This is a genomic window from Streptomyces sp. NBC_00690 (genome assembly GCF_036226685.1).
GTDB lineage: Bacteria > Actinomycetota > Actinomycetes > Streptomycetales > Streptomycetaceae > Streptomyces.
On the sequence record NZ_CP109009.1, the window covers coordinates 4365962 to 4381009 of the forward strand.

The following is a 15048-nucleotide window of genomic DNA, read 5'->3' on the forward strand; positions in this document are numbered from 1 at the left end:
GCGTGAGTGGAGCCACGGGCGCCGGTTCGGCCGCTGCCGGAGCTTCTGGAGCGAGCGGTGCCCGTGGCTCAGCCACGGACTCCCAGGGGGTTACGGTGACAGACACCCGGGGGAAGCAGCCCCCGTACGAGACGTTCAGTGGCGACCAGCCGGCGCCCCACCAGGGCGGGCAGCCCTACCGCCCGCCCCAGGCTTACCCGTCGCCGCACGGCGACGAGGGGACGCAGGCCGGCGTGCGGCTGCCCCGCACGGGTGCGCGGACCACACCGCGCACCCGTAAGGCGCGACTGCGGGTGGCCAAGGCCGATCCGTGGTCCGTGATGAAGGTCAGTTTTCTGCTCTCGATCGCGCTCGGCATTTGTACGGTGATCGCTGCTGCGGTGCTGTGGATGGTGATGGACGCCATGGGCGTCTTCTCCACCGTCGGCGGCACGATCAGCGAAGCCACGGGCTCGACCGACAGCAATGGGTTCGACTTGCAGTCGTTCCTTTCGCTGCCGCGGGTGCTCATCTTCACCTCGATCATCGCGGTGATCGACGTTGTGCTCGCCACCGCGTTGGCGACCCTCGGAGCGTTCATCTACAACCTCTCCGCCGGCTTCGTCGGCGGTGTGGAATTGACGCTCGCAGAGGACGAGTAGTCCCAGGTCCGGGGCCTTTGGCCCCGGGATTTGGGAGCTGCGCCCGACGTGCGCTAATCTTCAGAGGTCAGCGCGCAGCGCGGCGGGGCTATAGCTCAGTTGGTTAGAGCGCATCCCTGATAAGGATGAGGCCACAGGTTCAAATCCTGTTAGCCCCACAGTGTTGAATCGGCCCGTACGGAGTGACTTCGTACGGGCCGAACGCATTATTGACTGCGGAAGTTGAGCTGAGGGCGAGCGTCCACGTAGGTCACCGATCGGTATCGGTCGGTGTGTATAGTCGGGCGGCAGAAGTCCTCATACGTCAAGGAAAGACGAGGTCGCGCGGTGAAGAAGCTTCTCCTGGTCGCACTGGCCGCCATCGGCGGGCTCCTCGTGTACCGCCAGATCCAGGCGGATCGCGCCGAGCAGGATCTGTGGACGGAGGCGACCGACTCCGTGCCCGCAGGTTCGGGTGTGTGAGTCGCAGCAATCTTGGTCGAAGCCCCGGTCGCACGAAGCGACCGGGGCTTTCTGCTGCCCTGGCATCCTCACCTCGTGCTCGGCGCGGTGATCGGGGTGGCCTGCATTCACTCAAGTGAATATTTGAATTGCTCAAGCAAAAAGCCTGTGGGGGGCTCGTTTCAGAGCTGGAGAAGCGCCCAGACGCCCACGGTGTAGCAGATCAGGGCCAGGAACAGCACGGGGGCGGCGACCTTCAGTGGCGGCCCGGGGCGTTTGGCCGCGCGCCGGGCTTCGGCTCGGGTCAGGGGAACCCGAGGGCTCTGAGCGGTGTATGTACGAGTGAGGGGCGGCTGGTAGTGCACCGGTGAGGTCGGCGCGGTCTGCGTGGTGTGGGACTGCGGCAGCTGCTCGGGAGCGTAGGCGTAGAAGGGGGCGACGCTGTGATCCGTCAGCAGGTCCGATACGGGGGGCGGGGTGGACTCGGCAGCGGCCGGAGGTGCGGGCGGCTGCTGGATCGGTTGTGGTGTGGGAGTCGGCGGCTGGGTGGGCGGTGGAGGCAGCACCGGCCCGTTCGTGGGCACCGGGGGCAACTGCGGTGGTGTGAGGGGGTGTGGCGCCGGGAGCGCGCCCGGAGCGGGTTCGGAGCCGTGGGTGAGAAGGCCGGGTTGCTGCTGGAGAGGCCGTGGTGGCGTGCTGGGTGGCTGCGGGGGCAGCGGCAGCGGTTCGGCGGCCTCGGCCGGAGTGGAGGGTCCCGCGGGGGGCGGGGCCACGCCGGGGCGTTCGACGACCGATGGGCCAGAGGGCGGCCCCGCGGTGGGGAAGCCGGCGAGCGGTGGGGCGGCGATGTGGGGAGCCCCGGGCTCGGTTCCGGTCGGGTGGGGAGGGCTGCCGTCGATTGCCGGGAGAGCGGATGGCACCGAGCCGGTCGGGCGGCGGGCCGGTCCCAGCGCCTTCGGCCTCTCCGGGCCGTCAGGGCCGAACCCCATCGGCAGGGGACCGAGCTGGTCGAAGATCTCGACGGGCTCGTCGTCGGGGCCGAGATCCGGAAGCATCTCGCCCGCAGTCGCGAGCGCCTTGCGCGCTCCCGTGGCGCTACGGAAGCGGTCCTCGGGGTCCGGCTGGAGAAGTCCGGCCAGTACCTGCCAGAGCGGCTCGGGGATGCTCTGGGGCGCCCCCGGAGTGCCATGGGCGACGAAGTGGTCGACGAGTGCCTTGGAGTCGGGCTTCTGGCCTTCGAGGAGATATATGGCGACCAGGCCGGCCGCGAACAGGTCCGCGGTGAAGTCCGGTTCCGCACCGGTCATCTGCTCGGGTGCGAAGTACCCGGGCGTACCGACCACATAGTTGGTCTCGGTGAGCCTGGGCTCGCCCTTGCGCATCGAGATGCCGAAGTCGGACAGCCGCAGATGCGGACGTCCGGTGCCGGTGGCCTCCATCAGGACGTTCGCGGGCTTGATGTCGCGGTGCACGACCCCCTCGGCATGCACCGCGGCCAGTCCAGACAGCAGTTGGTCGAGCAGACCGCAGACATAGTGGGGAGGCAGCGGGCCATAGTCGCCGATCACATGCGCCAGCGACCCGCCGCTCACCAGATCCATGGTGAACAGAACCTTGTCGTCGTCCGCGGCCCAGCTGGCCGGGGCCAGGACATGGGGATGATCGATGCGGACGGCCTGTTCGCGGACGAAGCGCAGCAGGGTGTGCGCATCGCTCTGCTGGAGCACCTTGGCCGCCACATAGCGGCGGCGCCGGTGGTCCCAGGCGCGCCACACAGCGCCGACGCCACCGCGTCCGATCGGGTCGACCAGCTCATACCGACCGGCGAAGACCTCACCCATGGCGCTGCGCCCGCTCCCCGTCCTCGTGAGGCGTCAGGTGGTGCTCTGGTTCAGCCTCGGTGATCAGTTCTGGTGCGACTCGTAGTGTGCGACGGCATCCGCCGTGCGCCCGGCTCCGTAGACCCGGAGGAACTCTGCCAGTTCCGGATGGGTCGGGGCGAGCGTGTCCGCGGCGTCGATGATGTCGCCCGCGGCGGAGACGGACCGCAGCAGGGACTGGATCTCCCGCACCACCCGGCGCACCGTGGGGGCGCCCGAACTGCTGGTGGTCTGGCTGGTACCGGTCAACACGGAGCCTCCCTGTGACTTCTTGACCTCTTCCATGCGATCGGTGGCCTCGGCGGCACTGACGCTTCCGTCGGCGACCAGACTCGCCAACTCCTGGAGCGCCTGGACCCGCTGGACCACCGCAGGATTGCCGATCTTCGCCCGCTGGCCGCTCATGAGCTGGGAGAGCATGGGAGCGGACAGACCGAGAACGGCAGCGAGCCGGGCTTGGTTCAGCCCCAGGTCGTCGATCAGCCGCCGAAACAGCGCCCCCAATGGCTCCCCGTACCAGCTTCGCTGGAGCTCCCTGGCTCTTGCGGTCGTCTCCTGCTGCACGGCGTCCATGTGCGTCTCCCCATCGCTTCCCCAAAGCGGGCTTCGCTGCTGCGAACCTCGTCGTGCATCTTACGGAGAGTGGTCGCCCACGGGGAGTCCTAATCGTTTTGCAGGATCACCCGAAACACCCGGTACTCTGGGTCTGCGGATGTGGCCCGGGCCCATGGTCCAATCGGTCTTGTCCTCCCATGAGGGGCCTTAGCTCAGTTGGTAGAGCGCTGTCTTTGCATGGCAGATGTCAGGGGTTCGACTCCCCTAGGCTCCACACGATGAATGCCCTTCGACCTGGTGATCGCCGGTCGGAGGGCATTTTGCTGTGTGGGCTGGGCTGTGTGGGCTGGGCTGGGCGGTGGACGACTGTCTCCCTCTGAGAGAGAGACGTGGTCTCCGTACCTCGCCCGCAGGCTCCCGTAGCCGGCTGGGGGCTCCGGGGCAGTGGCGCCGTACGCCGTTGCCGAGTGTGGCCGGGCGATCGTCCCCGGTGCCGGCGCAGGGCGATCGTTCTCGGTTTCCCGGGCATCCAGCGGCCAGAGGTCCGGTAGCTGCCCATCGGGGATGGGTCGGGTGGATGGTCGAGCCGGTGTGCGGATGCTGTGGTTTCGACGCAGACTGCCGGAGAAAGTGGTTGAGCGGAGAGAGGGTTCGTAGCAGTCTGGCGACGGGTTCGGGCCACTCGGCGACCGGGGACCCCGACACGGTGTCCTGGTTGAAGATCGCTGCACTCGGGTGCGGACGGTCCCGGCCACTCTGACCGGTGGTGGAGAGGGCGGTTGCGCCCGTGGTTCGGCTGATGTCCATCCGCTCGATCGCTTCCGCCCCTTCCAGGGGGTCACTACGCTCGATGGGCGACGCACAGGGCGAGGGGTGGCGCGAGCAATGAGCCTGGTGGGGCGAGGACGGCCGTTTCTCCATGGGCTGGGGAAGCAGGCCAGGGAAGAACTGCTGGGCCTCGGCGCTGAACGCAAGTTCGCTGCTCAGGAACATCTGTTGCGGGAGAACGAAGAGGGCAGCCATGTACTGGTGATCCTCACGGGCTGGGCCGTCGTCTCCACCGCGACCGAGCGGGCGTCCTCCCGACTGATTCTGGCCCTTCGCGGACCCGGGGAGCTGGTGGGTGAAATGGCGATGCTGGACGGCTCGCCACGCAGTGCCACCGTCACCGCCCTCGGTCCGGTGTCCGCTCGGGTGATCATGAACGAGCGGTTTCGACGTTTCGTCGCGGGCACCCCACAGGCGAACGGCCTGCTGATGACCCAACTCGCGGCCCGGCTGCGCAGCGCCGATGAGGAGCGCAGATCACTGGCTTCGCTGACCGTGCTCCAGCGTTTGGCAGAACGGCTGTTGGAGCTGCCCGCGGTTGGTCCGGCCACGGTCTCGCGTGGGGCGAAGACGGCTGCCGAGGTGGTGCTGGTCGATCTGGCGCAGCACGATCTCGCCGATGCTGTGGGTGCCACCCGTGAGGCGGTGGCCAAGGCTTTGCGGTTGCTGCGTGACGCCGATGTCGTCCGTACCGGGCAGCGTCGGATCGAACTCGTCGACCCGACGGTGCTTCAGCTGCTCGCCTCCGGCGGCAGTTTCGACTTTCGCAGCCGAACGTCCTGAGGATTTCTCCGTATCGGTGTGGGCTGATGGAACGTAGTCGTGCCTCGGCTCGGTGTGGCGCTGAGACGGATTCCGGTCGCGGCCGTATCCAGGGGTGACGCACCCCGTTGGAGTGGCGGCTTCTCGCTCTCTGAGCTCGATGTTCATCGGTGTTCCATCGGTGTTCATCGGTTCCGACGGGCGGTGGGAGCAGCGGTTCTGAGCAGGGGGCGCGGGGGCGTGCGCTCAGTGGTGGGGTGGTGCGCAGGGGGCGTGCGCCTCCACCAGGAGATCCCAATGCTTCAGAACGATGTGTAAACGACCACATGCCAAAGCCCTGGGGGCGGGGATGCTGACCTGCATCCGTGAACACCAGGGGAGGCGCAATGGGTGCCGGGGCTGTCTACAAGTTCCTGATGAGTGTGGATGCCCGTGGGTCAGGTCGTTATCTGGACAACGCCAAGCTGCGGATGCGTCGGCGCATCTACGCATGTGCTGACGATGCCTTCGACTCCAGCGGGGTGGGCAGGTCGTTGATCCATCGGGAGGACCGGGGCGACGGATTTCTCGCCGCCGTGGACGCCCGAGTGCCACCCGCACAGTTGATCGGCCCTTGGCTGGCCGAGTTGTACCAGGTGCTGCGCGATGGGAACGAGGAACTCTCCGTACCGCTCGGATTGCGGGTCGGCATGCACGTGGGACCCGTTCAGCACGACGACGACGGGTTGGCGGGCGAAGCCGTCGACCAGGTCTGCCGGTTGGCCGAATCCGATGTGACCCGCGATGTGCTCGCCCACTCCGGCCGCGACCTCGTCTGTGTGGTCTCCGACTCGCTCTACCAGGCGATCGTGAAGCACGGCGGTCGGTTCATGGAGCCGTCGACCTACCGTCCGGCGCGGCTGATGCTCAAGGAAGGCCCCCTCACCGCCTGGTACCACATCCCCGGTGAGACGCGGCCTGCCGTGCCGGGGGACGCGGAGTTCGGGGCGTTTCGGGGCGCCGGTGCCGCGCCCGAGGGGGGACGGGGTGCCCGGAACGGGGCCCGGGCACCGTCCCGTTCGGATCTCGGTACGGACGCACGGGCCGTTGCTGCCGGTGCCGCCGCCGGACCGGACGGACAGCAGGGGGCGGACGGGGACGCACAGGGGTTCGGCGCCTCGTCGGACCCCTGGCTGGTCGGTGATCCGACGGTGGAGGGGGAGTCCGACCGGGACCGGGAAGGCGCCCACTTCGAGGTGCAGGCCGAGGGGGACAGCATCTTCGTGGATCGTGGTGACTTCCGCTACGGGACGACCCACTTCGGTGGCCGTCATACGGCACCGCCCAAGGAGGAGCGGTGAGTGCGGAAGCCCCTGGTGCGGGGGCCGCACCCGTCCGGGCGCCCGCCGCCCCGAACGCCGGCAACCCCGGCAACGCTGGAAACGCTGGTAACCCCGGCAACGCTGGAAACGCAGGTAACGCCGACCGGGGCCGGGAGCGGGGGCCGGACCGGGAGAACCGGGAGCGTGGGCAGCGTGACCGGGAACAGGACCGAGAGCGAGGCCAGCGCGACCGCGATCGGGACAGGGACCGCGATCGAGACCGCGACAGAGACCGGGACAGGGATCGAGACCGCGATCGGGACCGGGACCGCGATCGGGACCGGGACCGGGATCGAGATCGGGGCGATGACCATCGAGGGCGGGAGGAGCGCGGCGACCGCGATGACTCCCCCGGCGCAGGTGGGCAGGACGACGATGCCGATGGCTCCCGCAATGAGCGCGCGGAACGGGAACAGCGACAGGGCGAGCGCTTCCGGGAGGCCATGGGAGATCCCCTGGCCGACACGGGGGCGTCCGGTGGCACCCGGGCCTCCACCCGGGCCCGCCGTGAGGCCCAGGTCCGGTTCGAGGTCCGCGGCAACAGCGGGGTCTTCGACCGCAGCAGGTTCGGTCACGCCCACTTCGGCGATGTGTACGTCGGCGGGAGCGGCACGACCAGGGCACCCGTCTTCGGCATCGTTCCGGATGAGGAACTGGCCCGTCTCCGCCAGGTCTATCGGGCACCGACCGGCTACCAGTTGCTCAAGGACGTCCTGCGCAACCGACGCGTACTGCTGCTCGGCGGACCGCCCGGAACCGGACGGTCGACCACGGCCCTGTGCCTGCTCGACGAGCTGACCACGGCCAGCAGGACCCGTGGTGCGGAGGGCGCGGACGGGACACCGAGCGGCGGGCGCGTGACCCGGCTCGATCCCTCGGCCGCCGCCCATCTCGTACGCGATCTCCCGGCCATCGTCGCGGGTGTGCCGCAGGGCGGCGGCATGATCATCCAGCTGCCCGAGGAAGCGGGGGACTGGCCCGTTCCACAGGAGTTGCACCTCGATGCCCTGTCGTCGGCCCTGGCCGAACGAGCCGCCTACGCGGTACTGGTGGCATCGCCGTCCTCACCCGGCGGCGGCCTGCTCACCGGCCGCTACGGACGTCAGTGTCCGCCGGCGCCGGCGCGCGAACTGCTCTCCTGGCACCTCGTACGCGGACTGTCCCGTGAGTCGGCGGCGGCGGAGTCCGCGCTCGACGCCGGCAACCAGATCCTCGATCACGCCCTGTTCCAGCAGGCGTTGGGGATTCGACTGGATTCCCTGCGGCCGGGGGAGACGGAGCACGTCGCGCGGCTGGTCGTCCAGCACGTCAGCGGCGGGCTGAGCCGCGCACAACTCCTCAACTCGTGCGGAGAGGTGGCCCGGGGGCAGGCGAGGGAGTGGTTCACCGGACGCGGAGGTGCCCGCGTACCCGTTCTCGCCGACGAGTCCGGCCGGGGCGGCGAGCAGTCGGCGGACAACATGGACGGCTGGCTGCGCGAGATGGCCTTCCGGGTGGCGCTCGCCGTGTTGGACGGGGAGGCGTTCAGTGCCGTCGCCGACGCCGCCGACCTGCTGGCGTGGGAGCTCTTGCAGGCCCGCGATCCCGCCAGGGCACCGGGCAGGCCGGTGTTCACCGAGAACCTGGAGGGGCTGTTAGCCGCCTGCCGGGCGGACCTCTCGGTCAAGGAGGACGACACGTTCGGCGGGGTGCCGTTGCCGGTGCGCACGGTCGCCTACCGGGGCGAGGCCCTGGCCGGAGCCGTACTGGCCGAGGTCTGGGAGCGCCATCACTCGGCTCGGGGGCCCGTGGTGCGCTGGCTGCGGTCGCTCGCCGACGACCCCCGTCCCCAGGTGTGGACACGGGCCGCCGTCGTCGCGGGTGAACTCTGCGCCGCCGACGTGGGGTACGGCTTCGCCGAACTCATCCGTCCACTGGCCGCGGCGGACGCCCCACGGCGCCGCTTCTTCGCGGCCACGGCCCTGGACCAGATGGGCGGCCGTGAGCCGCACCGGGCAGCCGTGCGCTCGGTCGTACGGGACTGGGCGGAGGCCACGGAATCGGAGCTGTGCTGGACGGCCGCGATCGTCCTCGGTTACGGACGTACGGAGCATGACACCCGACACGCGGTCGAGTTGCTCGGCGACATCGGAAGCCGGGAGGAGGGCAAGCACCTCCAGGTGGCGTCGTTCTCGTTGGCCAGGCTCGCATCGGGCAGCAGGGCCACGGAGGTGCTCACCGTCCTGAAGGAGTGGGCGGCGGAGCTCACCGGCGAGTTCCGCAATCTCGCCCTGCTGAGTGCGCTGCGCATCGCCTGGGCGCGTACCGACGAGCTGTGGGAGCCGGAGAGCGGAGCTCCGGGGACCACGGAGGGCGAGGACCCGGGCCTGCACGGTGCGGAACCCTCGTCGTCGGGGCCGCCCGTGCACCGGTTGCCGCCCGCGGTACGACCGAACCGGCGCTCTCCCTCATTGCGCTGGCGCTCCACCACGCTCTCTTCGGCTCCCCGTGCGTCCACCGAGGAGACCGATCGCGAACTGGAGCTGCGGGCCCACTGGCCGCTGGCGCTCGCCGTCGCGGTGGCGGTCCCAGGTGCGGACGCCCCGCTGGCCGATCTGCTGTGGCGGGCTGCGGACACCCATCTGTCCAGCGAGGGGACCATGGACGCCCTTCGGGACTGGCTGCGGGTGGCCGAGGAGGACGCCGTGGTGCCGGGGCCGGATCGACGGCAGCGGATCTATGTCTTCGAGGACCATGAGGCCGCCACGGGGGCGGAACTCGATCCGGTGCCCGGTGAGGTCCTGCGTGCCCTGCTGTGGTTCCTGCCTCAGTTGATGCGTCAAAGGCGGGACTGGGACCGGCTCTTGTGGCTGCTCCGAACCATGGCGGACGCCCCCGATGAACCTCTGAACGAAGCCTTCGCGAGTCATGTGCGGGACGTAGTGGGGGCCGGGCTGCCCGGCCGGAGAGAGGAGCGGAGTTGACCCAGTACCCGGAAGAAGACGGGCAGCAGATGGAAGCGGAATGGCCCGAAGCGGTCGCTGAACCGGGGCAGGAGAACGGAGCGGAGTTGCCCGACAAGCCAGGGGAGAACAGCCGAAGGCTTCCCGAGAGCATTCCGGGACCGTTCCTGCGGGAGACACCGCTCCCCGGCCGGGGCTATCGCCACGACGGCGGGGCCCAGTCGGCGTCGGTGGTCTTCTACGAGGGCGGCGGCTGCACCGTCTACACGGTGAACGGACCCCACGAGGTCCGGGAACGGCGTTGGTGGGCACGTCCGCTGAGTGTGTGTCATGTGGCGTGCGGGCGGCACATCACCACCTTCGAGGTCAGGCTTCCCGCTGCGGGGGCGGCCACCTTCTTTGTCACCAAGATCACTCTGCGGTGGCAGGTGACGGACTACGAACGCGTGGCCGTGAACCAACTCGCCAGTGTGGAAAGGGACCTCGGCGAGGAGATCGTTGACCGGCTGCGGGAGGTGTCTGAGCGCTATCCGGTACGGGAGGCCCAGCAGGCCAACACCGCGATCCGCGCCGACATCCGGGCGGGGCGCTGGCGGGACCTCGGTGCCGAAGTGGGGCTCAGCGCGGAGCTGTTCGTGGACGTGGGCACCGATGAGGTGATCCTCGACCAGGTCCGGGAGGCCCGTACGGACGAGGGCGAGGAGCAGCGGGTGGGGCGGCGCTTCGCCGCGTACTCGAAGCTGGCCGCCGGATCGGCCTCGGACCGGCTCGCCTATCTGATGGCGTCCGGTACGAAGCAGGACGTCAAGGGCGTCATCACGATGATGCAGGAAGACGACGCCCAAGGGCGCAGCGACACCAGGGACTTCTTCCTCCGGATGCTGGAGCAGGACCGGATCACCAGCCCCGAGTTGGAGGCGCATCTGCGTTCGCTGATCCTGCCGGGGCAGCGGTCGACCGACCCGCAGTACGTGGCTCTCGCCGAGCGGGCACTGTCGCCCGCGCCGCCGCCTCGGCTCTCCCTGCCGCCGGGTTCGTCGGGGAGTGGTGGCGGCGAGCAGCCTCGGAGCGGTACGGGCCGGCAGGAGCCGCCGTGGCCCAGTGCGGATGCCGGATCGAGGGGCGGACCGCCGCGCGAGGGGCGGGTCTGGAACGACGGCTCCTGGGTGGACGAGTACGAGGACGGGGTGTCCGTCGCTGACGCTGACGCCGGTGGCGGACGGGCCGGATCAGGCCGGCGTCCGGAGCGCGATCTCTGGGACGACGACGATTCCTACGGTTCGGCTCGGGCTGAGCCGCCTGGGGACGAACCGGGGCGCGGTCGAACCTCGTCCGGAGGAAGGTCGGGGGACGGCGGTCCTTCCCGTGGTCGACCGCAGGGCGGGCGGTCCGATGGCGAGCGCTCGCCCGGTCGCTCGGGTTCGGATAGGTCGGGACCGGACCGGTCGGGACCAGATCGCTCCGATTCAGGCTGGTCGGGTTCGGATCGCTCGGGTTCGGATCGGTTCGGATCGGATCGGGGCTCCCGCGGTCGGTCCGGTGCCGCTCAGGACGCCGACTCCCGTACCGCGGACCGCTGGTCCTCCTCCGGTCGATCGGAGCGCGGGCGCTCGGACGACCAGGGGTGGCAGGGCCGCCCGCGAGTTGTTCGCGACAGTGACGGCGACCGTGATCGGGACCGTCATCGCGACCGCGACCGCGACCGTGACCGTGATCGGGACTGGAGCGACAGCAGCCGGGACCGGGGCGACCGGGGCGGTTCCGCTCGGGCGGGTCGCGACGACCGTCCTCAGGACGGCCGGGACGCATCACGTCGACCCGGTGGGCCACGGCCGGTGGGGGGCCGCGGTGAGGCCGCCCGCGCCGGGGACGAGCGGCCGGAGCGGGCGCGCACACACCGCGACCCGTCGTGGGACGACGAGGAGCGGGACCGTTCCGGCGGATTCCGGCGAGCCGGTGACCGGGGGCGTGAGGAATGGTCGCGCGACGATGCGGGACGGGACGACCGAAGGCGCGACGACCGCTCGTGGGACGGGCCCGACAGCCGACCGGGCTCGGGTCGCCCGGGCGCGGACGGTGGCAGGAGCGGCCGGTCCGACGTCGACCGAGGGCGTGATGGTTCCTCACGCCAGGACCGGTACCGGGACGACCGTACAAGGGACGACCGCCCGAGGGACGGCGGCGGCAGGGACAGCCGTGACGCAGCCGACCGACACCGGGATCGGGATCGGGATCGTGACCGGGACGAGCCTTCCCGACGTTCCGACGACCGACAGGAGCGCGGCGGCGACTACTGGTCCGTCTCCGACGACGAACGGGGTCGAGGATGACCGCCCCCGCGCTCGTCGACACCGTCGAGAGTTCCGGCGCCGGCTATGCGGCCAGCCGTCTGCTGACTTTCGTACGGGAGGACCTGGCGCGCGCCGACACCAAGGCGTCCGTGCTGCTCTCCTTCGTCCTCGCCCTGCCCGCACTCGTGGCGAGCAATGCGAGGTTTTCTGACCGGCCGTCCACCGCGGGCATGGGGCTGCTCGCGGTGGGCGGTCTCGTATGGGTGTTCGGTGCCATGTCACTCGTTCGGGCGATACTCCCCCGCTTTCGAACTGAACGGGACGGGCCCGGCATCACCTTCTACGCGGATGTGCTCGCGATCCACCGTGAGTCGGGCCACGCCGGAGTCCTGACCGCGGTGACGGACGCGGGCGGGCAGCCGGCCGCCTGGCTGGTCACCCAGACGGTCGACCTGAGCAGCATCCTCGCCCGGAAGTACCGGTGCATCCGCTGGGGCGTGGGCTGGCTGCTCCTGGGGGTGGTGTGCGTGACGGCCGGATTGCTGACGGTCTGACCGCGACAGGGGGCGGCCCGGGCGGGGGCCGAGGACGGGGCCGGAGACGCGCAGCGGAGCGCGACGGCGGCAGGTACGAGCACGAGTGGTTGGCAGGAAGAAAGACGGGGTGGAGACGTGAGCACAGACCCAAGCGGCGACCAGAGCCGCGCAGCCCGCGGCGCACCGGCGCCGACGGGAGCCGGCCTGCGGGGAGACGCGGGCCATGAGCCGGGGGGCCGGGTGGGCACGCCCAGCGGGATCGATACGGGGGATTCCGCTGGGTGGCCCGCCTCGGATGGGCTCGGTGCGCGCCGTCACTCGCCCCGCACCGCGGGTCGCCGTCGGGTTCTGGGCGGTGGCGCGGCGCTCGGCGCCCTGGTGCTGGCGGCCCTGACGCTGTCCCCGTCGCCCGTCCAGGGCGCGGGCAGCGGTTTCGACTCGGCGGCACTCGCCAAGGCGGAGACCCAGGACCCGGTCAACGCCGCCATCGTGGTGGATGTTTCCGGGTCCTTGGCCCAGAAGGATGTGGAGCGGGAGCGGGACGCCGCCGAGCGCATCGTCGTCGGTGAGATGTCGGACCTCTCCCGGATGACCGTGCTGGGGTTCGCCAGCGCGGACAACGACCGGCAGTCGCCCGTGGACGAGGTCTGCCCGGCCACCACTCTCAGCGGAGTGGCCCGGGAAAAGCTCAGCGACTGCATCGGCAAGCTCAAGAGCCGTGAGCAGAACGAGGGCAACGGCACCGACTTCCCGTCGGCCATCCGCCAGGCCGTGGACCGGCTCGGCGAGGGCGAACCGAATGTGCCCAGGGTCCTGTTCCTGCTCACCGACGGCCTCCTCGACGTCGAGGACAGCCCGATATACGGCGACCCCAAGGACCGTGAGGCCAATGGGAAGCGCGAACTGGCGGAAGCGCTCGCGGAGGCCAAGGCCGCCAAGGTGCAGATCTGGCCGCTCGGGTTCGGAAAGGCGGATCCCGCCAAGCTCAAGGAGATGGCCGCCGGTGCCCACCAGGGCTCCTGCGTCAATCTGCCGCAGGCCAAGCCGCAGGCTCGTACGGTGCCGGACGCCGAGGCGGTGGGGGATGCCCTTCAGGCCGCCTTCGCCGGCGCGCGTTGCCTGGTCTCGGAGAAGCCGGTCAAGGGCACCCCGCCGACCGATGTCAAGCTGCGGATCTCCCCGCTCGCCACACTCGCGAGCATCGTTGTCTCCAAGGGAGATCCCAAGGTCACCGTCACGTACATCGATCCGCTCGGCAAGAAGGTCGAGCCGGGCAAGCACCGCGACGGGTCGACCTTCACCCTCGCCGGCGAGGGCAAGAACGTGGAGGCGCTGCGGGTCACCGATCCACGGCCGGGGAACTGGACGGTGCACCTCGACGCCCCGGAAGGGCACCGGGACAAGCTCGCCAGCGTCGGTGTGCAGTGGCGCGGTTCGCTGCGTTCCTCCATCAGCATGAAGCCCACGGCACCGCGTCCGGGCGAGAGCCCGGTGGTGGAACTCCAACTCCAGACCCGCGACCACGAGTCCATCACCAACCGTGAGGACCTCGATCGCCTACGGGTCTCGGCGACCCTCACCGGCGACGGCTTCGACCCCGTACCGATCTCCCTCAGTGACGACGGCGAGGGCGAGGACACGAAGGCGCGTGACGGGATCTTCTCCGGCACGGTCAAGGTCCCCGAGACCGCGACCGGCGCACTGAAGGCCGTGGGCGTGCTCGGTGCGGTCGGCCTGACAGCTGACCACCGGCCCTTCCCCACCCGGATCGGTGGCGTCAACGAACTGGTGCGGGCGGACATCAAGGTCTCCGACACCACCGTCCACCCCGGCGAGGGAGCCCGCTTCACCCTCAAGGCGGAGAACCACACCACCACCGCCCGGACACTGAGCCTCAACGTCGAGGATGCCGCCCCCGGCGATCTGACGCTCTCGCGCCGCGAATACGCCCTGGATCCCGGGGAGTCCATCACCGAGTACGGCACCCTCCGCGTCGGCGACAACACCGAGGGACGCACGCTGGCCGGGAAGATCCGCGTCGTCGACACGGCCGCGGACGAACAGGTCTTGGAAGCGAAGCTGGTCACCATCAAGGTGGTGCCCGTGCCGTCCCTGCCCGAGCGCGTGTGGCGGGACTACTGGTGGGCCGTGGTGCCGGGCGCGATCCTGCTGGTCGCCCTGATCGCCTATGTGATCTGGGCCTGGCGCGCCCGCAAGATGCGCGCCGACCCCTCGGGGCTGGTGCTGAGGCTGCTGGTGCCCCACGGAGGTGGCCACCGGGAGGGCAGTTCGCTGCCCGTCAGCACGGGCGGGGTGGTCCCGTACCGCTTCGAAGTGGTCGACGAGGAGAGTGACGATCCCCGGCTGGAGCCGCGTCCCACCAGCGGTGGCTACTACCTGCGGCGCGGACCCCGGGGCGGGCTGCTGCGGATGCCGGGTCGGGCCGAGGAGTCGGTACGGATCGGAACCGCGGTGACGCTGCCGGGCAGCACGGTCCAGTTGCGCATCGAGCCCGGATCCGGACGGGGTGCGTCAGGCGGTGGCGCGTTGCGGCGCCTGGTCCGGCTGCTGGACGGCAGCGGACGCCGTGGGCCGGGCGGCCAGTCGGGCGACCGGAGCGGCCAACAGCGCCCGGGCGCCACCCATGGATCGGCCTATCCGTCCTCATCGGGCGGTGTGGGGGCTTCCTCAGGCGGCGGTTCGCCGCATCCGGACCTCTAGCCGAAGCGGTTGACCGGCGCGGCCCGGGCCTCGGCGGGCCCGGGCCACGCCGGCATCACATCCCCCACGCGAGCACGGCACTGCACATCC

At 70.3% G+C, this 15048-nt stretch carries 10 protein-coding genes and 2 tRNA genes; 10 read left to right on the forward strand and 2 right to left on the reverse strand.

The genetic code is table 11. The annotated features are described in order from the left end of the window. Window positions 1–2 precede the first annotated feature (2 nt). The 3 genes from OID54_RS19190 to OID54_RS19200 all read left to right on the forward strand — a co-directional run bounded on the left by OID54_RS19190 (window position 3) and on the right by OID54_RS19200 (window position 1103). Window positions 3–641, forward strand: coding sequence for a DUF3566 domain-containing protein (locus tag OID54_RS19190; protein ID WP_329021247.1), 639 nt, complete (start codon window positions 3–5; stop codon window positions 639–641). A gap of 84 nt (window positions 642–725) precedes the next feature. Then, a tRNA-Ile gene (locus OID54_RS19195) sits at window positions 726–799 on the forward strand. A gap of 169 nt (window positions 800–968) precedes the next feature. Beyond that, the gene (locus OID54_RS19200) at window positions 969–1103 is read left to right on the forward strand and encodes a DLW-39 family protein (protein ID WP_003958712.1); all 135 of its coding nucleotides are present in this window, start codon (window positions 969–971) and stop codon (window positions 1101–1103) included. A 161-nt stretch (window positions 1104–1264) separates the two neighbouring features. Here the strand turns inward: OID54_RS19200 and OID54_RS19205 are convergent, their stop codons facing one another. Continuing rightward, on the reverse strand, window positions 1265–2923 hold the full coding sequence (locus tag OID54_RS19205; RefSeq protein WP_329021248.1) for a serine/threonine-protein kinase: 1659 nt from the start codon (window positions 2921–2923) through the stop codon (window positions 1265–1267). Window positions 2924–2986: 63 nt separating this feature from the next. Then, a complete protein-coding gene (locus OID54_RS19210) occupies window positions 2987–3535 on the reverse strand; it encodes a DNA-binding protein (RefSeq protein ID WP_329021249.1) in 549 nt (182 codons plus the stop codon). Between the two features lie 183 nt (window positions 3536–3718). On the opposite strand from OID54_RS19210, the gene OID54_RS19215 reads away from it, so the two are divergent. From OID54_RS19215 to OID54_RS19245, 7 genes are all read left to right on the forward strand, one after another. Continuing rightward, window positions 3719–3791 (forward strand) — tRNA-Ala (locus OID54_RS19215). A 611-nt stretch (window positions 3792–4402) separates the two neighbouring features. Then, a complete protein-coding gene (locus OID54_RS19220; RefSeq protein WP_329021250.1) occupies window positions 4403–5128 on the forward strand; it encodes a Crp/Fnr family transcriptional regulator in 726 nt (241 codons plus the stop codon). Window positions 5129–5493: 365 nt separating this feature from the next. Then, window positions 5494–6447 (forward strand): hypothetical protein, encoded by a 954-nt coding sequence (locus OID54_RS19225; RefSeq protein WP_329021251.1) that lies wholly within the window; start codon window positions 5494–5496, stop codon window positions 6445–6447. Then, window positions 6444–9431, forward strand: a complete 2988-nt coding sequence (locus tag OID54_RS19230; RefSeq protein WP_329021253.1) for a hypothetical protein — start codon at window positions 6444–6446, stop codon at window positions 9429–9431. Before OID54_RS19225 ends, OID54_RS19230 begins: the two co-directional genes overlap by 4 nt. Continuing rightward, window positions 9428–11740: a hypothetical protein gene (locus OID54_RS19235; RefSeq protein WP_329021254.1), complete on the forward strand. Its 2313-nt coding sequence runs from the start codon at window positions 9428–9430 to the stop codon at window positions 11738–11740. Before OID54_RS19230 ends, OID54_RS19235 begins: the two co-directional genes overlap by 4 nt. Then, window positions 11737–12255, forward strand: coding sequence for a Pycsar system effector family protein (locus OID54_RS19240; protein WP_329021255.1), 519 nt, complete (start codon window positions 11737–11739; stop codon window positions 12253–12255). Before OID54_RS19235 ends, OID54_RS19240 begins: the two co-directional genes overlap by 4 nt. Before the next feature lie 117 nt (window positions 12256–12372). Continuing rightward, complete coding sequence (locus OID54_RS19245; RefSeq protein WP_329021256.1) at window positions 12373–14958, forward strand: vWA domain-containing protein; 2586 nt, start codon at window positions 12373–12375, stop codon at window positions 14956–14958. The last annotated feature ends 90 nt before the right edge of the window (window positions 14959–15048 follow it).

Bases quoted from the DNA above. Each gene is read 5' to 3' on its own strand.
- OID54_RS19205 (WP_329021248.1), bottom strand. From the start codon at position 2,923: ATGGGTGAGGTCTTCGCCGGTCGGTATGAGCTGGTCGACCCGATCGGA.
- OID54_RS19210 (WP_329021249.1), bottom strand. From the start codon at position 3,535: ATGGACGCCGTGCAGCAGGAGACGACCGCAAGAGCCAGGGAGCTCCAG.
- OID54_RS19220 (WP_329021250.1), top strand. From the start codon at position 4,403: ATGAGCCTGGTGGGGCGAGGACGGCCGTTTCTCCATGGGCTGGGGAAG.
- OID54_RS19225 (WP_329021251.1), top strand. From the start codon at position 5,494: ATGGGTGCCGGGGCTGTCTACAAGTTCCTGATGAGTGTGGATGCCCGT.
- OID54_RS19240 (WP_329021255.1), top strand. From the start codon at position 11,737: ATGACCGCCCCCGCGCTCGTCGACACCGTCGAGAGTTCCGGCGCCGGC.